Raw genomic sequence first — 21,874 nt, 5'->3', positions numbered from 1 at the left:
CGGTCAGGAGCTCACGACCGTGACGCCGAAGGTCACGGTCCATCCGCCGGCTCCGACCACCCAGGCCGTCGCCGTTCCGGGCTCGAGAGCGAAGAACGACGCATCGCCGACGCCGTCGGCCGCTCCGAACCGCAGGACGTCGTCGTCGCTGGAGCCCCCCTCGCGCACGAGGGGATCCGCGTCGAGCACGATGTACAGCGCCTGGCCCGGCCGCATCGTCACCGGCCCACCGGCGGCCAGCTGATCCGGGGTGACGATGATCGGGGGCGCCGGCGCGTCGATGACGGAGCCGCCGGGCGCGCGCACGCCGGAGATGAGCGTGTCGCGCGGGCCGACGACGAATGCGCTGAGGTGCGAGGTGATGGCGTCCCGCGCCGCGACGACGGGCGCGTACCCGATGACGCCCACGCCGATGAGGCCCACGCCGATCATGCCGACCACGGCGCCGAGGACCGTCAGGGCGGTCGGGGTTCTGATTCGCATGTGCTGCACCTCCATCAGCACCGCGCCTCGTTCTGCTGAACGTGATCATCGCGGTGCGCACCTCCTGCATGGCCGCCACCGCGTCGCATCTTTCACGTTCGCGGAAATGATCCGATGATCCGCGGCCGAAAGGATCCGCCGCCGCAGGACATGATGATGTCGTGCACACACTTTCGATGGATCGTTCACGGGCGTACGAATCGCTCGTACGAACGCACGGCGATGCCGTCCTCCGCTTCCTGCGTCGACGAATCGACCCCCAGACCGCGGACGACGTCTTCTCCGAGACGATGCTGGTCGTCTGGCGTCGTTTCGACGACGTGCCCGATGAGCCGCTTCCGTGGCTTTACGTCACCGCCCGCAACTGCCTGCGCAACGCCGAACGGTCGGCGAGACGGCAGTGGCGCGTGGTGGAGAGGATCACGACCGTCGATCCGCCGACCGATGCGGTGGATGCCGGGCCGGAGGAGGATCCGCGTGCGGACTGCCTGCGCGCCGCCCTGGCGCGGTTGTCGGCCACCGACGCCGAGGTCCTGCGCCTGTGGGCGTGGGAGGAGCTCGCGCCACCCGAGATCGCAACGGTCCTCGACATCACCACCAATGCGGCCACCATCCGGCTCCACCGGGCGAAGAAGAAGTTGAGACAAGAGATGGAAGCACCACGCCGACCAACCGGCACCACCAGGAAAGGGGGAGAGCGATGAACGACGACGACGACCTGAGGGCACTCATGCGCAAGGCGGACCCGAGTGCGGGACACCCGCCCCTCGACGACGCCCGGATCCGGCGCGTCGTCGCCGCCGCGGAACGCGACGGAACGACGGGTCGGGTCCCCGCGGCCACTCGCACGAGGAAGCGTCTGTTCGCCGGCGTCTCGATCGGGGCGGCAGCGACGGCCGCGGCCGGCGCGCTCATCGCCGGTCTGGTCGCCACTCCCGCCATCCAGGCTCCGGGCCCGGGGCCGGAAGAGAGCCCCGCCGTGTGCGAGACGCCGAGCGTCGAGAGCCTCGGAGAGTTCGACACTGCGTACGAAGCAACCGCCACGGCGGTCACCGGTGACGAGGTGACCCTCTCAGTGACGACGGTGTTCGCCGGCTCGCCCGGTGCGACGCTGACCGTCGAGCAGGTACCGGACGGCACCGGCGTGTTGTTCGCGACGGGGCAGACCTATCTGATCGCCTCGACGGACGGCTTCATCTCGCCCTGCGAAAGCGGTCCCGCCACCGACGGGCTGCGTCAGCTGTACAAGCGCGCGTTCACGGCATCGACGGGCGGATGACCTCGACGTGCGGCGCTCCTCCCGGGGCGCCGCACGTCGCCGCCCCTCCCGTCAGCGGAGCGCGGAGGCGATCGCGGCGATGTCGGCCGGTGTGCTCCGACAACAGCCGCCCACGAGCCGCGCGCCGGCGGCGACCCAGCTCGGTGCAGCATCGGCCAGCGGGGCCGCGGCGCCCTGCCACGTGCGGGTCGCGGCATCCCACCGCTCCCCCGTGTTCGGGTAGGCGACGAGCGGGATGCCGGGGGCCTCCCCGAGCGCGGGGACCACCGTTTCGGGCGCGCAGCAGTTGACTCCGACGGCGAGCACGGTCGGAACGGATGCCGCCGCGCGCAGGGCGTCGGCCCGGGAGCCGGCGGCGGCGAAACCCGTGCTGTCCGCCGACAAGCTCAGGAACGCGGGAACGCCGAGGTCGGCGAGCTCGAGCGCGAGCGCTTCGACCTCGAGCGGTGAGGGGATCGTCTCGACCGCGAGCAGATCGGCGCCGGCCTCGGCGAGGACGTGGAGCCGGCGGCGGTGCAGGCGACGCAGGTCATCGACGCCGAGACCGTAGTCGCCGGTGTACTCGCTGCCGTCGGCGCGCAGCGCGCCGATCGGGCCCACGGATGCCGCGACCACGACATCGGCGGCTTCGCGCGCGAGCGACACCGAGCGGTGCAGGAGCGCCTCGAGCTCGGCATCCGGGATCCGTCCCCCGAAACCCAGCTGGTAGGACGCGGTGATCACGACCTCCGCCCCGGCGTCGGCAAAGGCGGCGTGGGCCGCGCGCACCTCATCGGGGTCGTCGCGCAGCACCCGCGCCGACCAGAGGTCGCTCGTGACGTCGTTTCCGCGGGCCTCGAGCAGTGTGCCGAGTCCCCCGTCGAGCACGACCGGACGGTGCGCCAGGGTGGCGGCGAGGTCGATCACGCCTCGTGCGTCTCGCCGGCCGCGAGCACGCGCAGGGCGCTCGCGAGCAGGGCCTGGTCCTGACGGCTGACGTCGCGCAAGGCCTCGGCCTCGAGGCGGACGAGCTCGGTCATCGCGGCATCCACGCGGTCGATGCCCTCGGCGGTGATGGCCACCAGGATCGCCCGCCCGTCGGAGGGGTTGGGGCGACGGTGCACGAGACCGCGCTCGGCGAGCTTGTCGAGGCGGTTCGTCATTGCGGCGCTGCCGATCATGGTGGCCGTGATCAGACGGGTCGCGCTGAGCTCGGTGCCGGCCCGGCGGAGCACGGCGAGCACGTCGAACTCCCACACGGCGATGCCCGCGCTCGCGAACGCCTTGGCGCGCAGCTTCGACAGGTGGAACGCCGCGCGGCGCAGGCGCGACATCACGTCGAGCGGCGTGAGATCGACCTCGGGCAGCAGCTGCGACCAGGCGTCGATGAGGAGGTCGACCTCGTCGTCTTTGCTGCTCGCGTAAGGCATGCTTCGACGGTACCGGAGCCGCGGGGTCGTGCGGGCGCAGCGCCGGTGGATCCCGGACACTCGCGGGGCCGCGGGATCGACCGGTGGCGAACTCCGGAGAAACCGCTCGACCTCGCCCCATCGCGGGTCGATTCGACCCCGCAGACTTCGGATCTCCGGAGTTCGGCACACCGCGGGGCGTGGCCGCCGACGCCACGCGGCGGCCGCGCCGGACCCGTTCGTGCGCGCGGTCGGTCGTCGATACTGGGCCGAACTCCGGAAAAACCGCGCGGAATCGCGGCTTGCGGGCGGCAAACGGCCCCCGCCGTCGAAATCCCCGGAGTTGTGCACACGCTGCGCCGCTCGGGGCGGGAATACCCTGCGCGCGCTCGGGCGACCATACGCTGCGCCGCTCGGGGCGGGAACAAACCCGCGCGCGCTCGGGCGACGACATGCCTCGGCGTTCGGGCGGCGGGTCTGATTGCGACGCCAACCGTCATCGGACAGGCCGGCGGAAGAGCTGCTCACGCAGAACGTGTCAGCGCACCGGCGGCGGCGCCGTCGTGCCACGGGCGACGAGCCGTGTCGGCAGCTCGATGTGCGTCTCGGGCAGTTCCTCGCCCGCGAGCAGCGCGAGCACCATTCGCACGGCCTCGGCACCGAGGCGTTTCATGGGCTGTCGCACGGTCGTCAGGCCGGGTTGTGCACGGGCCGCTTCGGGCACGTCGTCGAAACCCACGACCGAGAGGTCGTCGGGCACGCGCAGCCCGCGCTTGCGGGCCACATCGACGATCGACAGCGCCGAGAGGTCGTTCGCGGCGAACACCGCCGTGGGCGGAGCGGCGAGGGCGAGCATGGCCTCGGCCGCTTCGCGCGCGACGTCCTGCTCGTACCGACCTACGCCGACCAGGGCCGGATCGAAGGGGATGCCGGCGGCCGACAGCGCGGCGCGATAGCCCGAGGCGCGGGCCACCGCCGAGCGCAGATCCGGACGACCGGCGATGAAGCCGATGCGGCGGTGGCCGAGCTGCACGAGGTAGTGCACCGCCTGCTGCGCGCCGGTGTAGCTGTCGGATTCGACCGTGGGCACGTCGCCGCGGCCGGTGTGCGGGTCGATGGCGACGATCGGTACCTCCCCCGCGACGTTGACGACGGTGGGCGTCACGATGATGGCCGCATCGATGAGGGTGCCGCTGAGGCGGCTGAGCGAGCGCCGCTCCCAGCCCTCGCCGTCGCGGCGTGCGCCGGTGTAGGCGAGCAGGTCGTAGCCGGTGTCGGACAGGGCTCCCCCGACGCCCTTGAGGATCTCGGCCGAGAACGGCTCGATGTCGGCGACGAGCACGCCGATCACTCCGGTGCGGCGCGAGCGCATGCTGCTGGCGACGAGGCTGGATTCGTAGCCGAGGTGCTTCACGGCATCCAGTACCCGGCCGACCGTCTCGGGCGAAACCCCGTAGCGGCCGTTCACGGCTTTCGACACCGTGGCCACCGAGACACCGGCCGCCGCGGCGACGTCGTGGATGGTCGCGCGTCTGGTCATGGCATCCGACCCTAGCGTGGAAAACATTTTCGAAAACGTTTGACGACGCTTTCGGGCCGGCTCACACTGCTCAGACCCGGGCCGCGCACCGCCCCGGGAACGGCATCGCCGCCGCTGACCACCGGCGTTCCCCTCGCGGACGCACCTCGACGAAGAGAAACGGGAATCACATGAACACGCGCACGATCGTCGCCGGAACGGCCCTCGCCGTCGCCGGCACCCTCGCCCTCGCCGGCTGTGCCGGTGGAGGCGGCGGCGGGCAGAACGCCGACGGCTCGGTCACTTTGACGCTGTGGCACAACTCCACCACGGGCGACGGCAAGCAGTACTGGGAGGACACCGCGGCGGCCTTCGAAGAGGCGAACCCCGGCGTCACCATCGAGATCCAGTCGCTTCAGAACGAGGAGATGGACGGCAAGCTGCAGACCGCCCTCAACGCCGGCGATGCCCCCGACCTGTTCATGGCGCGCGGCGGTGGCAAGCTCGCCGACATCGTCGAGGCCGGCCAGGCGATGGACCTGACCGACAAGATCTCCCCCGAGGCCAAGACGGCGCTCGGCACCTCGCTCGGCGCGTTCGAGGTCGACGGCAGGAACTACGGCATGCCCGTCGCCGTCCTCCCGTCGGGCATCTTCACCTCGCAGGACCTGCTCACCGCCGCGGGGGTGACCGAGGCTCCCGCCACGATCTCCGACCTCGAGGCCGCGAACGCGAAGATCCGCGCCACCGGCGTCGCCCCCATCGCCGTGGGCGCGAAGGACGCGTGGCCCGCCGCGCACTGGTACTACAACTTCGCCCTGCGCGCCTGCTCGAAGGACGTCCTGGATGCCGCGGCCGAGAGCCGCAGCTTCGACGACCCGTGCTGGCTCGAGGCGGGCGAGAACCTGCAGTCGTTCCTCGAGACGCAGCCGTTCAACGAGGGCTTCCTCACCACCGCCGCTCAGCAGGGCGCCGGCTCCTCGGCAGGTCTGCTCGCCAACCACCAGGCCGCCATGGAGCTCATGGGCGCGTGGAACCCGGGCGTGATTGCCTCGCTGACGCCCGACGAGCAGCCGCTCGCCGACCTCGGCTGGTTCCCGTTCCCCGAGGTTCCCGGCGGTGACGGCGGAGAGGGCGCCATCATGGGTGGCGTCGACGGCTACTCGTGCTGGGTGAACGCCCCCGCACAGTGCACCGACTTCTTGAACTTCCTGGTGAACCAGGAGAACCAGGAGCGCTACGCCGACGCCTTCCAGACGATCCCCGCCTCCAGCGAGGCGACGGGCGCCGTCACCACCCCCGCCCTGCAGTCGGCGCTCGAGGCGTACACCGACGCGCCCTACGTCTCGGTGTGGCTCGACACCCTGTACGGCCAGAACATCGGCAACGCGCTGAACGTGGCCGTCGTCGACATGTTCGCCGGCAAGGGCACCCCGCAGAGCATCGTCGACGGCGTCAACGCGGCCGCCGCGCGCTCCTGAGGACACCGCACATGACCAGCCAACTCGCCGCTCAGGCGACAGAGGCCGGGGCTCGCCGCCCGGTCGAGGAGGGCGCACGCCGCGCCCCTTCGGCCGGGCGGCCGCCCGTGCGGCGGCGCCGCGAGAACTGGCGCATCCGCGGCGAGCTCGCGATCCTGCTCGGACCCGCCCTGGTGGTGTTCGTCTCGTTCGTCATCCTGCCGGTCGTGCTCGCCGCCTACTACGGCTTCTACAGCTGGTCGGGCTTCGGCACCCCGGTCGACTTCGTCGGCATCCGCAACTACGTCACGATCCTCACCGACCCCGCCTTCCACGAGGCGCTCGGGCACAACGCGTTCATCGTCGTCGGATCGCTCGTCCTGCAGGGCCCGCTCGCACTGGGCCTCGCGCTGCTGCTCAACCGCAAGATGCGCGCCCAGTCGCTCATCCGCGTGCTGATCTTCGTGCCCTACGTCGTCTCCGAGGTCGTCGTCGGCCTCGGCTGGGGCCTGATGCTGCAGTCGGGTGGAGCGCTCAACGGCGCGCTGGAGAAGATCGGTCTCGGCGCCCTCCGCGCCGACTGGATCTCCGACCCGGCGCTGGCGATCTGGACGCTGCTCATCATCATCACGTGGAAGTACATCGGCTTCGCCGTGATCCTCTTCCTCGCCGGGCTCCAGGGCATTCCCGAAGAGCTCAGCGAGGCCGCAGCCATCGACGGCGCGTCGTACTGGCAGATCCAGCGCCACATCGTGCTGCCGCTCATGGGCCCGACCATCCGCATCTGGGCGTTCCTGTCGATCATCGGATCGCTGCAGCTGTTCGACCTCGTCTGGATCATCTGGGGGCAGTACGTCGCCTCCACCGCGGGCACCTCGACCATGGCCACCTACATGGTCGCCAACGGCCGTAACGCGGGCAGCTTCGGGTACGGCAGCGCCGTGGCCGTGGTGATGTTCCTCATCTCGCTCGCCGTCGCCCTCGTGTACCAGCGCTTCGTGCTGCGTCGCGACACCGACGGCGCCCTCACCGGAGGCTCGAAATGACCGCCACTGCCACTCTCGTGTCGCCTCGCGGCGGAAAGGCCCCGCGTCGGCGTCCCGCCGGGGCGAACCGCGGGAGCTCGGTGCTCGTCGGTTTCGTCGCGCTGCTGCTGATCGGCATGATGCTCGCGCCGGTCGTGTACATCATCCTCGGCGGCTTCCGCTCGAACGCCGAGATCACCGTCGACCCCGCCGGGTTCCCGACCGTCTGGAACTGGCAGAACTATCTCGACGTGCTCGGCAGCAGCGTGTTCTGGGGCCAGGTCGCCAACTCCGCGATCGCCGCGATCGCGACAACCGTGTTCGTCGTCGCCCTGGGCCTGATGGCCGCCTACGCGCTCTCGCGCTACCGCTTCCGCGGCCGCGGCGCCGTGTACGCGCTGTTCACGGCGGGGCTGATGTTTCCGATGACCGTCGCGATCACCCCGCTGTACATCCTCGTCCGCAGCCTCGGCCTGATGAACTCGCTCGCGGGCGTCATCGTTCCGCAGATCGCGTTCGCGCTGCCACTGACGGTCATCATCCTGTCGCCGTTCCTCGCCGCGATCCCGAGGGAGCTGCAGGAAGCCTCCTCGATCGACGGCCTCGGCCGCCTCGGGTTCTTCTGGCGCATGGTGCTGCCGCTCGCCGTTCCCGCGGTCGTGACCGTCGGCATCCTGGCCTTCGTCAACAGCTGGAACTCGTACATGCTGCCGCTGTTCATCCTCAACAACGAAGCCGCCTACACGCTGCCGCTCGGGACGCAGGCCTTCGCCTCGCAGTACTCCGTCGACACCGCGCGCGTGCTCGCGTTCACCTCGCTGTCGATGATCCCCGCCCTGCTGTTCTTCAGCGTTTTCGAGCGGCGGATCGTCGGCGGCCTGACCGGCGCCGTGAAGGGCTGATCCGATCATGACCATCCAGAACACCGACGTCGGCGCTGCCCTCCCCGCGGGCGTCTCCCCCCGGGTGCAGGCGCTCGTGGCCGAGATGACCCTCGACGAGAAGCTCGCGCAGCTCGTGGGCTACTGGGTCGACCAGGGCGACGAGGTCGTCGCCCCCCTCTCGGGCGAGAAGGTCACGACCGCCGCCTACACGGATGCCACGGTGCACGGCCTCGGCCACCTCACCCGCGTCTACGGCACCCGTCCCGTCGACCCGATCGAGCGCGCCCAGTGGCTGTGGGGCGAGCAGCGGCGTCTGCAGAACGAGACACGTCTCGGCATCCCCGCCCTGGTTCACGAGGAGTGCTTGACTGGCTTCGCGGCGTGGCAGGCGGCGACCTTCCCGACGCCGCTCGCCTGGGGCGCCTCGTTCGATCCGGATGCCGTCGAGCTCATGGCATCCACCATCGGCCGCTCCATGCGCGACCTCGGTGTGCACCAGGGCCTCGCGCCCGTGCTCGACGTGGTGCGCGACGCGCGGTGGGGACGCGTCGACGAGTGCATCGCCGAGGACCCGTACGCTCGTCGGCACCATCGGCACGGCGTACGTGCGGGGGCTGCAGGGCGCGGGCGTCCACGCCACGCTCAAGCACTTCGTCGGCTACTCCGGCTCGCGCGCCGGTCGCAACCACGCCCCCGTGCACGCCGGACAGCGAGAGCTGCAGGACGTCTTCCTGCCGCCGTTCGAGATGGCCGTGCGCGACGGCGGAGTGCGCAGTGTCATGAACTCGTACACCGAGATCGACGGCGTACCCGTCGCCTCGTCGCGCGAGCTGCTCACCGATCTGCTGCGTCGGCAGTGGGGCTTCGACGGCACCGTCGTGTCGGATTACTTCGCCGTGGAGTTCCTCCGCTCGATGCACGGGATCGCCGGCTCGCTCGGCGAGGCTGCGCAGCTCGCGCTCGAGGCGGGGATCGACGTCGAGCTGCCCGGCCCCGACGCGTATCCGCATCTGGCCGAGCGGGTGGCATCCGGGGCCCTCCCCGAGGCCGTGGTCGACCGCGCCGTCGCGCGCGTGCTCGCCGAGAAGGAGGACCTCGGACTCCTGGATGCCGACTTCGCCGACGCCCCCACCGAGATCGACCTCGACGACGCCGAACACCGGGCGCTCGCGCACCGGCTCGCTCTCGAGAGCGTCGTGCTGCTGCGCAACGACGGCGTGCTGCCGCTTCGCGCGCCGGGACGCATCGCGGTGATCGGTCCGAACGCCGACAGCGGCGAGGCGCTGATGGGCTGCTATTCGTTCGCGAACCATGTGCTCGCCCACCACCCCGGCGTTCCCCTCGGCTTCACGCTGCCGACCGTGCGCGAGGCTCTCGCTTCACGCTTCGGAGAGCTCTCGTTCGCCGCCGGCTGTGACGTCGAGGGCTCCGACACCACCGGTTTCGCGGAGGCGGTCGCCGCCGCTCAGGATGCCGACGTCGCGATCGTCGTCGTCGGCGACCGCGCCGGGCTCTTCGGTCGCGGCACCGTGGGAGAGGGCAACGACGCCGACTCGCTCGAGCTTCCGGGCGTGCAGCGGCAACTGGTCGAGGCCGTGGTCGCCACGGGGACCCCCGTCGTGCTCGTCCTGCTGACCGGGCGACCGTACGCGATCGGCTGGGCGCTCGATGACGCGTCCGGCCCCGCCGCGGTGCTGCAGGCCTTCTTCCCCGGCGAGGAAGGCGCGCCCGCACTCGCGGCGCTGCTGGCGGGGGATGCCACCCCCTCAGGGCGCCTGCCCGTCTCGCTCCCCCGCTCCGCCGGCGCGCAGCCGTACTCGTACCTGCACCCGATCCTCGGCGGGCCGTCGGGCGTGACGAGCACCGATCCGACCCCGGTGCGACCGTTCGGGTTCGGGCTGTCGTACACGACGTTCGAGCGCGGGGATCTGCGGGTGGACGGTGTGGCGTGCGACGCCGGGGTCCCGGCGTCCGGAACCACCGCCGAGGTGAGGGCGGGCGACGCGTTCGCCGTGTCTGCCCGCGTGTCCAACACCGGGGCCGTGCGCGGCGCCGACGTCGTCCAGGTGTACGCGCATCGCGCCGTGGCCAGCGTGACACGGCCGGTCGCACAGCTCGTCGCGTACGCCCGCGTCGAGCTCGAGCCCGGCGAAAGCGCCGAGGTGCGTTTCACGGTGCCGGCGTCGCGGCTGGCCTACAGCGACCGCGCGCTGCGGCGCGTGGTGGAACCCGGCGAGGTGGAGCTGCGGCTCGGCCCCTCGTGCGCGGCGGTCGACGAGGCGATCGCGCTGCGGATCACCGGGTCGGTGTACGAGCTGAGCGTGGACGATGCGCGCGTGGTCGACGTGGAGGTGCGGCTGTAATCGGCGTGAAGTTCTGGCCGAAGCTTCGCGGCGATTTGCGTCGCTAGTTTCGCGGATCACGCCCGCGGGGGTGCGGCCTGCTGTTGCAGGAGTGCGGTGGCTCTCTTGAGGTAATGGGAGATGGTTGCCGGCTCTGCGTCGAAGAAGCTGCTCATGGCCCTCGACCCCACAGGGAGGGGCACAGCCCGCTGGACCCAACGTTGAAAGAAAGCCCTCAACGCCTTCGACACCCGATTCGACGGCCGCTTCAGCAACCCGAGGAACAGCACGTCAATACAGCCCAGGTACATCGTCAGGCGGACAGTCCCGGGGCAGGACGGGCAAGAACGGGCGCGATCTCGCGCGCGAGAGCGTTGCGCTCGTGCTCGCCCGAGACATCGCGCCCTGGGCTCTATACGTACCGGGTGCCGTGGGCGTTGAGTCCCGAGAGCATCTGGAGGGTGGCCGCGGGTAGCTGTACGTGCAGGGCGCTGACGTTGTCTTCGAGGTGCGCGGGGTTGGTGGTCCCGGGAATAGGGATGACATCGGGCCCTTGAGCGAGCAGCCAGGCAAGCGCGACCTGTCCCGGGGATGCGTCGAGCTGGTTGGCGACGCTCCGAACCTGATCCACGACGCGAAGGTTGGCGCGGAGGTTGGCACGTCTCCAGCGGGGCAGAGTCCGGCGAATGTCGAGGAGAGGTAGCTTCGTGGTCGCCTGCGGCGACCCTGTCAGCATGCCGCGTCCGAGGGGGGCGTAAGCGACGATGGCGATGTCGAGTTCTCTGGCGACGGGGAGTGCGTCCTGCTCAATTCCACGGGAGAAGATCGACCACTCGGTCTGGAGCGCGCTGATCGGGTGCGCCGCGTGTGCTTTCCTGAGTTGTTCGCCGGTGAACTCGCTGACGCCGATCTGTCGGACCTTGCCTGCGGCGACGAGCTCACCGAGGGTGCCGATGCTGTCTTCGACAGGGACCGAGGGGTCAGGGCGGTGAAGGTAGTACAGGTCCAGATGGTCCGTCTGTAGACGTCTGAGTGAGTTGTCGATCGCGCGACGGATGTGTTCCGGGCGCCCATCGACGCCGATAGGGATCCCGGCGCGGGAGCGGATGCCGACCTTGGTGGCGAGGAAGGCCTCGTCGCGTCGATGGCGAATTGCTGCGCCGAGGACGCGTTCGTTGGCGCCTGATCCGTACATGTCGGCGGTATCGAAATGCGTGACGCCGAGATCGAGGGCGCGGGCGATCAGGTGGCCGGCGCGCCCGGGGCGCCCGCGTCCGTAGCTCATCGTCAGCGGCATGCATCCCAGGCCAAGGCCGCTGACGAGCACTCCACCGACGCGGCGGTGGGGGAGAAGAGCGTTTTCGCTGGGCATCATGCGTCCTTCGTGAGAGCGGGTTCGGCGGCAGACGGTGCCGGGGCGGCTGCCGTGGTCTTGGAGCCGGGCCACCAGGATGCTTTGCCGAGGAGGGTGAGCGTCGCCGGGACGAGGACCATTCGGACGATCGTGGCGTCAAGGAGGACTCCGATGGCGAGTCCGAATCCGAACTGCTGGATGGGCACGACTCCGGTGAATGCGAACGCGCCGAAGACCACGACCATGAGCAGGGCGGCGCCGGTGATGATGGGGGCGGTGTCGCTCATCCCACGCGCGACGGCTTCGCGAGCAGTCCTTCCTGCGCGGAAGTGCTCCCGGATCGTGGAGAGGATGAAGACCTGGTAGTCCGTGGCGAGACTGAACAGGAGCGCGATGAGCAGTACGGGTACCCAGTTGATCAGGTGCCCGAGCCGTGTCATCCCCATGAGTTCGGTGAGCAGTCCATGTTGGAAGACGAGCACGAGGATGCCGAAGGTCGCTCCGACGCTGAGGACGTTGAGCGCGACGGTCACCAGGGGAACCAGGACGGATCGGAAGGTGAGGACGAGGAGGGCGAGGATGACGGCGAGCATGAGCGCGACGACGCCGGGCAGAGCCGCTTCGATGATCTCCGTGGACTCTTCGTTCATCGCCGTCTCGCCGCCGATGCGGATGGTTGCCCCGGCGATGGGATGATCTGCGACGGCACCGCGGATATCGAGGAGCGCCTGCCGCGCGGTGTCGCTTGTTGCCGATCCGTTCGGGAGCACGGTCAACAGCAGTCGATCACCGTCGGCGGAGACGGCCGTCGTGAGGACGCCGCGAACGTCGGTGGGCACGCGATCGAGGGCTTCGGGAGATGTCGCGGCGAGAGGATTCTGGGGCGAGATCTGAGACAGCATGTCGATCGGATTTACAATGTCGTCGACGTTCTCGCTCGCGGCGATGGCGTCTTGGAGCGCGACGATGCTCTTGTCGTCCAGGCTCGTCAGAGACCCTTCGTCGGCACGGATGAGGACGGAGATGGGGGCCGTCGCGCCGACCGAGAACTGCTCCGCGATCGTCGTGAAACCCTGCCGTACCGCAGAGTCGGTGCGGGCGACGCCGGCGTCCGCGCCGCCGACGCTCAGGTGCAAGCCTGGTATTGCGAGCGCGGCGAGAACCGCGGCACCTGCGACGAGCGAGACGACGGGCCGTCGTTGCACAGCCTGGACGACGGGGTTGATAGGGCCGGCCGTCGACGCCCGGCCACGGCGACCGGTGATGACCCGGGGCATGCGTATCCAGTTCACGCGGTATCCCAGCAGCGCGAGAGCGGCTGGGACGAGGATCAGCGCGACGGATACGGAGAGCAGGACGACCACCACGATGCCGATTGCGATCGAACGGATCACGGCGGAGTCGACCAAGAACAGTGCGGACATCGCAATCGCGATGGTCAATCCCGAGGCGAGGACCGCTTCGCCCGCAGTGCGCATCGTGATGCGAAGCGCGACACCGGGCGAATCGCCTTCGGCTAGCTGTCGCTGGAATCGCCGAACGACGAAGAGCGTGTAGTCGACGCACACGCCGAGGCCGAGCATCGTCACCGAGTTCAGAGTGAAGTTGGACATCTCGATGGATTGGCCGATGAGGTCCACGATACCCAGCGAGGTGATGATCGCGATCCCGGATGCGGCAAGAGAGAGCAGCGTTGCTGCGACACTTCCGTAAAGCACGAGCAGGACGATCACGATGACGGGCAGCGCGATGAATTCTGCGTGCCCGAGGCCCTCCGAGCTCGCCGTCGTCATCTCGGCAAGGAACGCGGATGTGCCTACCAGCTGCACCGTCAGACCCTGGGAATCGAACTCTGTGCTCAGGCGATCCTGGAAACCCGTCACCACTATCGCCATCGCGTTCGCGTCGAGCGAGCTGCCGATGCGAAACAGCGCGGTTCTGTCGTCCTTGCCGAGGAACTCGCTGCGGGCTTGCCCGGCGTTCGAGTATCCGATGATCGAAGTCACGTCCGCTTCCGGGTCGTTCTGTAAAGCATCCGCGACTTCGGAGACACGCCGCGCGAACTCCGGCGAGCCAGCCTCGTGGTCGTGGTCGGTGACGACCACGGCGAAGCTCGTCGCGCCGGATCCGGTGAAGCCCTTCGCCAGCGAGCTGTCCACCTGACTGGACTGGGAGTTGGCTGGCGTCCAGCTCACCTCCTTGAACGTCTGCTCGATGTTCGAGGAGCTCAGCGCGGCGACCACGGCGACGACCGCCCACGCGGTCACCATCAGGGCGGGAAGAATGCGCTTCTTCATGTCGTCTCTTTCTTCAGATTTCTGCGAAGTCAGCGCTGGGCTGAGTCTCGAGCAGGACGTTGTCCAGGATCGTGAACCTCGGTGCAGCGGCAGCTGGGTCGGGCAGTTCTACGCAGGCGCATGTTGCCTGGGCACTGGTAGGTCAAAACGCAGGACGCATGTTGCCTCACCCCCGGCAACTGGCATCACGACCGTTGGTGGCGTCAACGACGTCCGGTTCTCGGTCTGTTGTGCTCGTTGTGCTCGTTCGATCAACGTTGCCCCCGGGTCGATGCTCATCCTCACTCCTGAGTATGTGCGCTGTCGCACGTTCGTACTCAACTTTATAGCAGACCTCTGTTACTAGGGTGCACTCTGACCCACGTGCACTACGGGCCCGGTCGATCTCCCGTGCAGCGCCAGGGAATCCGCATCCGACCTGGGGTGAGTGCGCGAGCTCTGATTTCAGCCAGATCTCTGTTGCGAGGCCTAGGATTCAGAAATATGGAGAGTGCGATGCCAGACGCAGAGGTCCGTGCTGCCGAGGGTGAGCGGGTGCTGCAAGAGCGCGTGGGGACTCACCTCAAGGCGGCGGAGCAAGCCCTCATCGCTGCCAAGTCCCGCGCCCTGAAGCCGTTTGGGTTGACGGTCCCGCAGTACATTGCTCTGCTCGCTCTCCACTATCTCCCGGGGCAGTCGGCGGCTCAGCTCGCGCGAGCGGCGCTCGTGAGCCCTCAGACGATGGCCACGATTCTCGGCAATCTCGAGTCGAAAGATCTCATCGTGCGCCAGAATTCTCCGCTTCACGTCCGCGTCCTCGTGACGACTCTCTCTCCCGCAGGCGAGGAGCTCGTGTTACGTGCGGACGAGGCTGTGCGCCACGTCGAAGACTCCCTCGCGCAAGCATTCGACGGGAAGGATCGAGCAGCATTCGTTGTGAGCCTCGATCGCGCGACCACGGCGCTCCGCGCTATTCAGGCTGAGTTCGACAAGGAGTGACCGCGGCGACGTGCGAGAACATCACAGACCCGTCGCCGGATCTGACCGTGGTCGCGCGTGTGCTCCCCGAAGGGGCGATCAAGCTGCCGCCGGTGCCCGTATCGGCCCAGGGGGTCGACTGCGTCGACAGCGAGAATCCTGACGACTCCTCCGACTGCTCGCCGGCTACGCAGGGTGAGTGGGACGCCCTCGTCGCTGACTACACCGCAGGCGACAGCGCCTGGTTCACCGAGGACGGCCCACGCGGGACCTTCCTGACCTCCCAAATCGACGGCCGCTACGCGCAAACATTTCTGTTCACCGGCGACGCAGTGACCCTCGCACCCACCAAAACAGGAACGGATGCGGTGATCGGCCCACCACCCGCCTGATCTCCTCCGCGGCGGCGAGTTGCCGTGTCGTCACAAGGAGGCGGGGGCGACGCCCCACACGCGCGTCGGTCGAATGATGTGAACCGATCGGTTCCTGCGCCGCGGCGAATGCTCGCGCCATGCCGAGTCGGTGCGGTGGGCCGGTAGGAAGCGCCCCGAAGTCAGCGAGTCCCCGGATCGCTCGGATCGCCTTCCTTTCGCATGCCAAATCCCTCCGAATGCCGTGTCCCAGCGCGAGAGTGGTCGACCGGCCGCCCCCTTCCCGCCGGTGCGAATCGATCGGGTCCGCACCGCAGCAGGCGTTCAGAGCACCTGTTCGAGGAACGTCCTGAGACGCTGCGTGCGAGGGCGGTCGAAGATGTCCTCGGGTGACCCGGATTCCACGACCACGCCTCGGTCCATGAAGACGACGTTGTCTGCCGCCTCGCGGGCGAAGCCCATCTCGTGGGTGACCACCACCATCGTCATCCCCGCTTCGGCCAAGCCCTTCATGAGGGCCAGGACCCCCTTGACCAGTTCAGGATCCAGCGCCGACGTGGCCTCGTCGAAAAGCATCACCTCCGGGCTCATCGACAGAGCGCGCGCGATCGCGACGCGTTGCTTCTGTCCGCCTGACAGCGAAGACGGCCGTACGTCCGCCTTCTCGGCGAGTCCGACCTCGTCGAGTCGAGCGAGGGCGATCTGTCGTGCGGCATCTTTCGAGATACGCCGGACGCGCCGCAGCGGGAGGGTGATGTTGTCGATCACCGTTCGATGCGGGAAGAGATTGAAGTGCTGGAAGACCATCCCGACGCGTCGGCGCAGGACGTCGTCGTTCAGCTGGCTCACATCGGCACCGTCCAGCAGGATGGTCCCCCCGGAGGACTCCTCGAGGCGGTTCACACATCGCAGGACCGTGGACTTGCCCGAGCCCGAGGGACCGATGATGCACGTCGTGCTGCCCGCCGGGACGTCGAGATCGATCCCGTGCAGGACCTGCGCATCGCCGAAATTCTTCGTCAGTCCGCGGATCTGCAGCGATCCCGCCGCGGGCAGGGAGTCGGCCCGTACGGCAGCGGTGGTCAGCGCGTTCATCGTGATCCTCCGATGGTGGTCGTCGTGCGGCTGGGGGAAGCGTCGCGGGGCGTCGCGGATATGACGTCGACGGCGGCTGTGTGCGGCGGCGGCGAGATCGTCGCCGAACTCCGGCGGGGCCTGCGTCCCTCGCGCAGACGCCGATCCAGCGCGTTGACGACGTGGGTGAGGGGAACGGTGATCAGGAGGTAGAAGATGCCGGCCAGGACGAGCGGGGAGAGATTGCCGCTGGTCACGGCTTCGTCTTGTCCGATGCGGAACAGCTCTCGCTGAGTGGTGATGAGACCGAGGAAGTAGACCAGCGAGGAGTCCTTGACGATCGCGATGAACTGGTTGACCAGCGACGGCAGAACCTGCCGGATCCCCTGGGGGATGACGACGAGGCGCATCGCATCACCGTGGCTCATCCCGAGGGCTCGGGCGCCCTCGAGCTGGCCGCGATCGACAGCGAGAATTCCGGCACGGAAGATCTCCCCGATGTACGCGCTGGCGATGAGGCTGAGTGTGAGGATCCCGAGCGGATAGGGATTGCCGCGGGTGAACAGATTGAAGATGGGCGCGAGACCGGTGCCGATGATGAGAATCGTCAGGATCGCGGGCAAGCCTCGGAACACATCGGTGTAGACGCGACTGAGCAGCCGCGGAACGACATGGCGGCTCGTGCCCATCATCGCGAGCAGGAGCCCCACGACGATCCCGACCGCCGTGGCGCTGAGCGCGAGGATGAGGGTGTTCCAAAGCCCGTACGCGAGTACGTTCGGCAGGGTTCGCAACATGGCCTCGATGTCGAAGAAGCTCCGGGCGATGTTGGCGAGTGCGTCGAGGAAATCCATGGTGGTCCTTGCAGTCGGGGGCGGGACGTGTACATGCCGACGGGATCCCGCCGGCCGGGCCCGGCCTCACGCCGGGCCCGGCGGATCTCAGGTGGTGGGCTGGAACTGCGCCGGAACCGGCTGGTCCGGGAAGTAGGCCATGTCGATCTCGAGCCATGTGCCGTCGGCGATGATGTCGGCGAGCGCGCCGTTGACCGCAGAGGCGAGCTTCTCGTTGCCCTTGGGGAGCCCGAACCCGACCGGAAAATCGGGCACCGGCACGTTGATCGCGATCGCCGTCTTCCCGCCCGACTGCTCGGCGTAGTCTTCGGCGACGGGGAAGTCGAGGAAAGTGGGCGTCGATGGTCCCGGAGTTCAGGGCTGCGATCGCACTGTTGTTGTCGGGGAAACGAACGAGTTCCGCTCCGGCGAAGTTGGCCTGTGCGTATTCGTCCTGGATGGTTCCTTGAACCAACCCCAACCGCTTACCGGCGAGCGATGAGACGTCGTCGGTGATACCGGATGACGTGGCGGCGAGAACCGAGATGTAGCCGATGAAGTAGTGATCGCTGAAATCCACCGTCTCCCGTCGCTTCTCGGTGTCGCTGATGGACGCGGCAGCCATGTCGAGCTGACCGTTCGCGACGGCCGGGAGCAGGGCGGAGAACTCCTGTGCGACGAACTCCGGCTCGAGGCCGAGCCTCTTGGCGACCTCCCGGGCGATCTCGACGTCGAAGCCTTTCAACTCGCCGTTCTCGGTGTAGGCGTAGGGTTTGGCGTCCCCGGTCGCACCGATGCGAAGCGTCCCCGGGCTGAGGGTGTCGAGTTCGTTGGACGTCTCGTCGGCAGCGGGGCCGGAGCATGCTGCGAGCACGAGGACAGCCGCCGCCACGGCGGCCAATGGCACCAGACGTCGGGCTCTGAGGGTCTTCATGGGGGTCATTCCTTCGGGTTTCGGGTGGTGCGGGTGGTGTGGTGCTCTGGAGGTGAAGCGGGTGAGGGATGCCGGGACTCGGCGCAAGCGCGGTCAGCTCTGAGCAGTGGCGACCGCACGGGGAGCGACGGTCATGTCGTCGGCCCACGACGTACCGTCGTACGTGCGGTCGGGGCTCATGAAGGCCACGTCGGTGAACGGTTCCTCATCGAGGACGAGCTGCGCCAGGATCTCACCGATGGCGGGGGCGTGCTTGAACCCGTGGCCGCTGTCTCCGCCGGCGATGACGATACGTTCGTCGCCGCCCGGACGGCCGATGACGAACTGACGGTCGACCGAGTTGGTGACGATGCAGGGGATCGCCTTGAACGGTTCGGGATTCATGCCGGGGAAGGCCCGCCCCACCGCCTCCGACAGCAAGGTCGTATCAGCATCGCGGTGGATATACCGGTCGACCTCGTCCGCATCCGCGTCACTGAAGACCTCTCCCGCGTCTTCGAGGCCCATCTTGACGGCGTAACCGTCGCCGTCTTCGGTGTCCGCGCCGTGGCCCCACAGACTCGTCCCGTCGCTGAGCTGTCGGATGAAGACCGGGAAATTCTCCAGGGCGTAGGCGCCGCCCGCCTCGATGTCGCCCGGGTTCTCACCCTCGAACCAGAACATCGGTGTGCGTCGGGCTACCAGCGGGACATCGACGAACTTCGGCATCCATGCGCCCATCGCCATGACGATCCTCGGCGCGCGCAGGGTGTACCCACCGGCCCGGACGACGACGCCACCATCGACCAGATCGATGTTCGTCACGCGCGTGTCCGACAGGACCGTCGCGCCGAGTTCCTCGGCCGCGGCGACGGCGGCGCGCACGCCCCGCTCGGGATATGCGAGACCCGCCGCAGGGTCCCAGACGCCGATGTGGTCGGGCCCGAGAGCCGCGTACTGGGGGAACTGCTTCGCCAGCTCCGCGTTGTCGAGCACGGTGACATCGATGCCGGCGTGCTCCGCCGCACGCAGGGTCCCGGTCACGACCTGACCGTCAGCCGGTCCCACCATCAGCCCCCCGGTCTGACGCAGGAGCGTCTGCCCGGTTGCGGCACCGAGCTCGTACCAGAGATCGCGAGCGCGCAGCGCGATCGGCGCCAGCCCCGGGTGCTCCATGCAGGCGATGCGGAAGAGACGGGTCGCACCATGGGTCGAGCCGAGGTTGTGACCGATGCCGAAGCGCTCGACGCCGATCACGCGGACCCCGCGCGACGCGAGTCGCCACAGCGCCTGAGATCCCCAGGCGCCGAGGCCGACCACGATCACATCGGCCTCGAGGGGGGTGGTGCTTCCGGTCATGAGTCCTTCTCTTCCTGTCGCGGCTTCCGCGAATCGGGCGGGCGGATGCGGACGACCTGTCATCCCCGTCCCGCCGATTCGACAAAGCCTGTTTACCCGCGCGTCACATCCCTGCGCCAAATATCCAAAGTGCGTAGTCTCATATGCAGCGGATATGAGAGGACGCCGCGGGATGGAAATCCGTGAACTCACGTACTTCATAGCGGTCGCCGAAGACCTGTCGTTCACGCGAGCGGCCGCACGCCTGCAGATGACCCAACCACCGCTCAGTCAGGCGATCGCCCGACTCGAGAAACGGCTGGGTACACGGTTGTTCGAGCGGCGCGCCAGAATGGCTCCCCGGCTCACTCCGGCGGGTCATCTGCTGCTCGCCGAAGGCAAGCGCATCCTCCAGCAGATCGATCAGACGGAGGCGCTCCTCGACTCCGTCGTCGCCGATGTCTTCCCCCTGCGCGTGGGAAGCAACAGTTCGGTCCTGGGCGGCCTGCTCCCGACGGTCGTGCGTGACTTCCGGCGAACCCACCCCACGGTCCGCCTGTTGATCGAGGAGAGCGAAGAAATGGCGGTCCTCTCCGACATCGCCCGCGGTTCGATCGATTTCGGATTCACGCGCGTCTGGGGAATCGACGACCGCTTCGAGGTGGACTACGTCGGCATGGAGCCGCTCGTGTGCGCCGTCCACGCCGACCATCCGATAGCCGGCCGCGACAGCGTTTCTCTCGTCGACCTCGCCGATGAAGACTTCGTGACGTTCCATCGGGAAGACGCGCCGCAGGCCTTCGACCGCATTCTGACCGCGTGCATCCGGGCGGGTTTCAATCCGCGGATTCCGTTGCGGGCAGCGAACGACCTCTCGCTGCTCAGCATCGTTGCATGCGGGCTGGCCGTCTCGATCATGCCGTCGGTGTCGTCCTACATTCCGATCCCCGGTGTCCGTTTCGTTCCGATCCAAGAAGAGTGGGCGGCGACCCCCCTGTCGATGGTGTGGCTGTCAGGGCAGCCCAACCCGGTCATGAGCGCTTTCATCCGCGCCGTACGAGCCGAGCTCCTGCGCCGGCGAGACCAGGACCGCGCCCTCGGACGCCGCGAGATGGTGCTCAACCTCGACACCTGACGACCGCGCCGACCCGACCCACGGTCCGTCGATCGCGAAGACCGGCTCTGGCTCGCGGCCCCCGTCGCGGCGTCACGAGACGGAGCGGGGTCATCGCACGCTCTCCGTCTCGCGATGCTCCCCGGAGTCCGCGCGCCCGACCGAAGACGAGATCGCGCTCAGACGCCGGTCCCCGCGGGCACGCGCAGCTGCGGCAGCACCTGCTCCCCCATACGGTCGATGTAGCGGGCCTGGTCTTGCGTCACACCGTGGATGTAGACGCGGGATGCACCGACCGACTCGAAAGCGTGCAGGTGCTCGGCGAGCTCACCGGCATCCGCGGTGCAGAAGACGGCCTCGGCCACAGCGGATTGGCTCACGTGTTCGGCGGCCTGGTCGAAGTGCTCCACGGTGGGCAGATCCCAGCTCAGCGGCGACGGGAAGATGTTCGTGCGCCACTGATCGTGCGCCACGGCGAGCGCCTTGTCGCGGGTGTCCTCCAGGCTGACCTGCGCCTGGATGAACACGTCTCCGCGGCCGCCCGCGTCGCGGTAGGCGCCGACCACCCGACGCAGTTGATCGAGGGGCTGCGAGATGGTGATGAGGCCGTCGGCCCACTCTCCCGCCCATCCGGCCGTCGCCTCGGTGATGGCGGCGCCGATCAGCGGCGGCGGGGTGGCGGGAAGCGACCACACGCGAGCGCGGTCGACGGTGATCAGCCCCTCGTGAGTGACCTCCTCACCCGCGAGCAGAGCGCGGATCACGTCGACGCTCTCGCGCAGCCGCGCCTTGCGCGTGTCCTTATCGGGCCACCGGTCGCCGGTGATGTGCTCGTTGATGGCCTGCCCCGACCCGAGCGCGGCCCAGAACCGGCCGGGGTTCATCTGCTCGAGGGTCGCGATGGCCTGGGCGATGATGACCGGGTGATACCGCTGTCCGGGGGCGTTGACCACCCCGTACGTCAGTGACGTCGCCTCCAACGCCGCACCGAGCCACGACCAGGCGAAGCCGGAGTGTGCCTGCCGCTCGCTCCACGGGGTGAGGTGGTCGCTGCACATCGCCGCGTCGAAGCCCGCCTGCTCGGCGCGCTTGACCGAGGCGAGGAGCTCGCGCGGGGCGACCTGCTCGTGTGAGGCGTGATACCCGTAGATCGTCATCGAGAACTCCCTGCAGCCGGCTGATGCGATAGGCCCGTTTCTAGCGGCCCGGTATTGCATCGACAGTGGCTTGCGGCATCCCGCGA

The 21,874-nt window shown here is 68.6% G+C and carries 19 protein-coding genes and 2 pseudogenes; 9 read left to right on the top strand and 12 right to left on the bottom strand.

The genetic code is table 11. From position 1 onward, the window contains the following. Positions 1-3: 3 nt before the first annotated feature. The gene (locus QE392_RS06755; protein ID WP_307449823.1) at positions 4-483 is read right to left on the bottom strand and encodes a hypothetical protein; all 480 of its coding nucleotides are present in this window, start codon (positions 481-483) and stop codon (positions 4-6) included. 176 nt (positions 484-659) lie between these two features. On the opposite strand from QE392_RS06755, the gene QE392_RS06750 reads away from it, so the two are divergent. Together QE392_RS06750 and QE392_RS06745 are read left to right on the top strand one after the other, a co-directional pair. Continuing rightward, positions 660-1,187, top strand: a complete 528-nt coding sequence (locus QE392_RS06750) for an RNA polymerase sigma factor (RefSeq protein ID WP_307449820.1) — start codon at positions 660-662, stop codon at positions 1,185-1,187. Further along, positions 1,184-1,762, top strand: coding sequence for a hypothetical protein (locus tag QE392_RS06745; protein WP_307449817.1), 579 nt, complete (start codon positions 1,184-1,186; stop codon positions 1,760-1,762). The genes QE392_RS06750 and QE392_RS06745 overlap by 4 nt, the downstream gene beginning before the upstream one ends. A gap of 51 nt (positions 1,763-1,813) precedes the next feature. Here the strand turns inward: QE392_RS06745 and mmuM are convergent, their stop codons facing one another. The 3 genes from mmuM to QE392_RS06730 form a co-directional block, all read right to left on the bottom strand. Next, on the bottom strand, positions 1,814-2,668 hold the full coding sequence (gene mmuM / locus QE392_RS06740; protein WP_307449814.1) for a homocysteine S-methyltransferase: 855 nt from the start codon (positions 2,666-2,668) through the stop codon (positions 1,814-1,816). Next, complete coding sequence (locus QE392_RS06735; protein WP_307449811.1) at positions 2,665-3,171, bottom strand: MarR family winged helix-turn-helix transcriptional regulator; 507 nt, start codon at positions 3,169-3,171, stop codon at positions 2,665-2,667. Before QE392_RS06735 ends, mmuM begins: the two co-directional genes overlap by 4 nt. Before the next feature lie 517 nt (positions 3,172-3,688). Further along, positions 3,689-4,690, bottom strand: coding sequence for a LacI family DNA-binding transcriptional regulator (locus QE392_RS06730; RefSeq protein ID WP_307449808.1), 1,002 nt, complete (start codon positions 4,688-4,690; stop codon positions 3,689-3,691). A gap of 170 nt (positions 4,691-4,860) precedes the next feature. On the opposite strand from QE392_RS06730, the gene QE392_RS06725 reads away from it, so the two are divergent. The 4 genes and pseudogenes from QE392_RS06725 to QE392_RS06710 all read left to right on the top strand — a co-directional run bounded on the left by QE392_RS06725 (position 4,861) and on the right by QE392_RS06710 (position 10,401). Continuing rightward, positions 4,861-6,150, top strand: coding sequence for an extracellular solute-binding protein (locus QE392_RS06725; protein ID WP_307449805.1), 1,290 nt, complete (start codon positions 4,861-4,863; stop codon positions 6,148-6,150). A gap of 11 nt (positions 6,151-6,161) precedes the next feature. Beyond that, complete coding sequence (locus QE392_RS06720; RefSeq protein WP_307449802.1) at positions 6,162-7,175, top strand: carbohydrate ABC transporter permease; 1,014 nt, start codon at positions 6,162-6,164, stop codon at positions 7,173-7,175. Next, entirely contained in the window at positions 7,172-8,056 is an 885-nt protein-coding gene (locus tag QE392_RS06715) for a carbohydrate ABC transporter permease (protein WP_307449799.1), read from the top strand. The genes QE392_RS06720 and QE392_RS06715 overlap by 4 nt, the downstream gene beginning before the upstream one ends. Before the next feature lie 7 nt (positions 8,057-8,063). Next, positions 8,064-10,401: pseudogene (locus tag QE392_RS06710) on the top strand (beta-xylosidase/alpha-l-arabinosidase). 391 nt (positions 10,402-10,792) lie between these two features. Here the strand turns inward: QE392_RS06710 and QE392_RS06705 are convergent. Continuing rightward, a complete protein-coding gene (locus QE392_RS06705; protein ID WP_307449795.1) occupies positions 10,793-11,752 on the bottom strand; it encodes an aldo/keto reductase in 960 nt (319 codons plus the stop codon). Beyond that, complete coding sequence (locus QE392_RS06700) at positions 11,752-14,031, bottom strand: MMPL family transporter (protein WP_307449792.1); 2,280 nt, start codon at positions 14,029-14,031, stop codon at positions 11,752-11,754. Before QE392_RS06700 ends, QE392_RS06705 begins: the two co-directional genes overlap by 1 nt. A gap of 495 nt (positions 14,032-14,526) precedes the next feature. Here QE392_RS06700 and QE392_RS06695 point away from each other — a divergent pair, with 495 nt between their 5' ends. After that, positions 14,527-15,009 (top strand): MarR family winged helix-turn-helix transcriptional regulator, encoded by a 483-nt coding sequence (locus QE392_RS06695; protein ID WP_307449789.1) that lies wholly within the window; start codon positions 14,527-14,529, stop codon positions 15,007-15,009. Beyond that, positions 15,006-15,380, top strand: a complete 375-nt coding sequence (locus QE392_RS06690) for a hypothetical protein (protein ID WP_307449787.1) — start codon at positions 15,006-15,008, stop codon at positions 15,378-15,380. The genes QE392_RS06695 and QE392_RS06690 overlap by 4 nt, the downstream gene beginning before the upstream one ends. 303 nt (positions 15,381-15,683) lie before the next feature. Here QE392_RS06690 and QE392_RS06685 read toward each other — a convergent pair whose 3' ends face one another. The 5 genes and pseudogenes from QE392_RS06685 to solA form a co-directional block, all read right to left on the bottom strand. Then, complete coding sequence (locus QE392_RS06685; protein ID WP_307449782.1) at positions 15,684-16,454, bottom strand: amino acid ABC transporter ATP-binding protein; 771 nt, start codon at positions 16,452-16,454, stop codon at positions 15,684-15,686. Next, positions 16,451-17,287, bottom strand: a complete 837-nt coding sequence (locus QE392_RS06680) for an amino acid ABC transporter permease (protein WP_307449779.1) — start codon at positions 17,285-17,287, stop codon at positions 16,451-16,453. The genes QE392_RS06685 and QE392_RS06680 overlap by 4 nt, the downstream gene beginning before the upstream one ends. An 87-nt stretch (positions 17,288-17,374) precedes the next feature. Continuing rightward, positions 17,375-17,542, bottom strand: coding sequence for a hypothetical protein (locus QE392_RS06675; RefSeq protein ID WP_373426447.1), 168 nt, complete (start codon positions 17,540-17,542; stop codon positions 17,375-17,377). A gap of 178 nt (positions 17,543-17,720) precedes the next feature. Further along, positions 17,721-18,200, bottom strand: a pseudogene (locus tag QE392_RS06670) (ABC transporter substrate-binding protein); the annotation flags it as partial. A gap of 93 nt (positions 18,201-18,293) precedes the next feature. Further along, positions 18,294-19,538: an N-methyl-L-tryptophan oxidase gene (gene solA / locus QE392_RS06665; RefSeq protein ID WP_307449776.1), complete on the bottom strand. Its 1,245-nt coding sequence runs from the start codon at positions 19,536-19,538 to the stop codon at positions 18,294-18,296. Between the two features lie 172 nt (positions 19,539-19,710). On the opposite strand from solA, the gene QE392_RS06660 reads away from it, so the two are divergent. Next, positions 19,711-20,652, top strand: coding sequence for a LysR family transcriptional regulator (locus tag QE392_RS06660; RefSeq protein ID WP_307449774.1), 942 nt, complete (start codon positions 19,711-19,713; stop codon positions 20,650-20,652). A 158-nt stretch (positions 20,653-20,810) separates the two neighbouring features. Here QE392_RS06660 and QE392_RS06655 read toward each other — a convergent pair whose 3' ends face one another. Continuing rightward, a complete protein-coding gene (locus tag QE392_RS06655) occupies positions 20,811-21,788 on the bottom strand; it encodes a TIGR03885 family FMN-dependent LLM class oxidoreductase (RefSeq protein ID WP_307449772.1) in 978 nt (325 codons plus the stop codon). Between the last annotated feature and the right edge of the window lie 86 nt (positions 21,789-21,874).

The sequence above is a fragment of the Microbacterium proteolyticum genome (genome assembly GCF_030818075.1).
In the GTDB taxonomy this organism is placed as follows: domain Bacteria; phylum Actinomycetota; class Actinomycetes; order Actinomycetales; family Microbacteriaceae; genus Microbacterium; species Microbacterium proteolyticum_A.
This window is presented reverse-complemented; position numbering and strand designations above follow the sequence as displayed.

Excerpts from the sequence above, each read along its gene's own strand:
- QE392_RS06705 (WP_307449795.1), bottom strand. The coding sequence starts at position 11,752 with ATGCCCAGCGAAAACGCTCTTCTCCCCCACCGCCGCGTCGGTGGAGTG.
- QE392_RS06655 (WP_307449772.1), bottom strand. The coding sequence starts at position 21,788 with ATGACGATCTACGGGTATCACGCCTCACACGAGCAGGTCGCCCCGCGC.
- QE392_RS06680 (WP_307449779.1), bottom strand. The coding sequence starts at position 17,287 with ATGGATTTCCTCGACGCACTCGCCAACATCGCCCGGAGCTTCTTCGAC.
- QE392_RS06715 (WP_307449799.1), top strand. The coding sequence starts at position 7,172 with ATGACCGCCACTGCCACTCTCGTGTCGCCTCGCGGCGGAAAGGCCCCG.
- QE392_RS06725 (WP_307449805.1), top strand. The coding sequence starts at position 4,861 with ATGAACACGCGCACGATCGTCGCCGGAACGGCCCTCGCCGTCGCCGGC.
- QE392_RS06720 (WP_307449802.1), top strand. The coding sequence starts at position 6,162 with ATGACCAGCCAACTCGCCGCTCAGGCGACAGAGGCCGGGGCTCGCCGC.
- QE392_RS06685 (WP_307449782.1), bottom strand. The coding sequence starts at position 16,454 with ATGAACGCGCTGACCACCGCTGCCGTACGGGCCGACTCCCTGCCCGCG.
- QE392_RS06700 (WP_307449792.1), bottom strand. The coding sequence starts at position 14,031 with ATGAAGAAGCGCATTCTTCCCGCCCTGATGGTGACCGCGTGGGCGGTC.
- QE392_RS06735 (WP_307449811.1), bottom strand. The coding sequence starts at position 3,171 with ATGCCTTACGCGAGCAGCAAAGACGACGAGGTCGACCTCCTCATCGAC.
- QE392_RS06730 (WP_307449808.1), bottom strand. The coding sequence starts at position 4,690 with ATGACCAGACGCGCGACCATCCACGACGTCGCCGCGGCGGCCGGTGTC.
- QE392_RS06755 (WP_307449823.1), bottom strand. The coding sequence starts at position 483 with ATGCGAATCAGAACCCCGACCGCCCTGACGGTCCTCGGCGCCGTGGTC.
- solA (WP_307449776.1), bottom strand. The coding sequence starts at position 19,538 with ATGACCGGAAGCACCACCCCCCTCGAGGCCGATGTGATCGTGGTCGGC.
- QE392_RS06660 (WP_307449774.1), top strand. The coding sequence starts at position 19,711 with ATGGAAATCCGTGAACTCACGTACTTCATAGCGGTCGCCGAAGACCTG.
- QE392_RS06750 (WP_307449820.1), top strand. The coding sequence starts at position 660 with ATGGATCGTTCACGGGCGTACGAATCGCTCGTACGAACGCACGGCGAT.
- QE392_RS06695 (WP_307449789.1), top strand. The coding sequence starts at position 14,527 with ATGCCAGACGCAGAGGTCCGTGCTGCCGAGGGTGAGCGGGTGCTGCAA.
- QE392_RS06745 (WP_307449817.1), top strand. The coding sequence starts at position 1,184 with ATGAACGACGACGACGACCTGAGGGCACTCATGCGCAAGGCGGACCCG.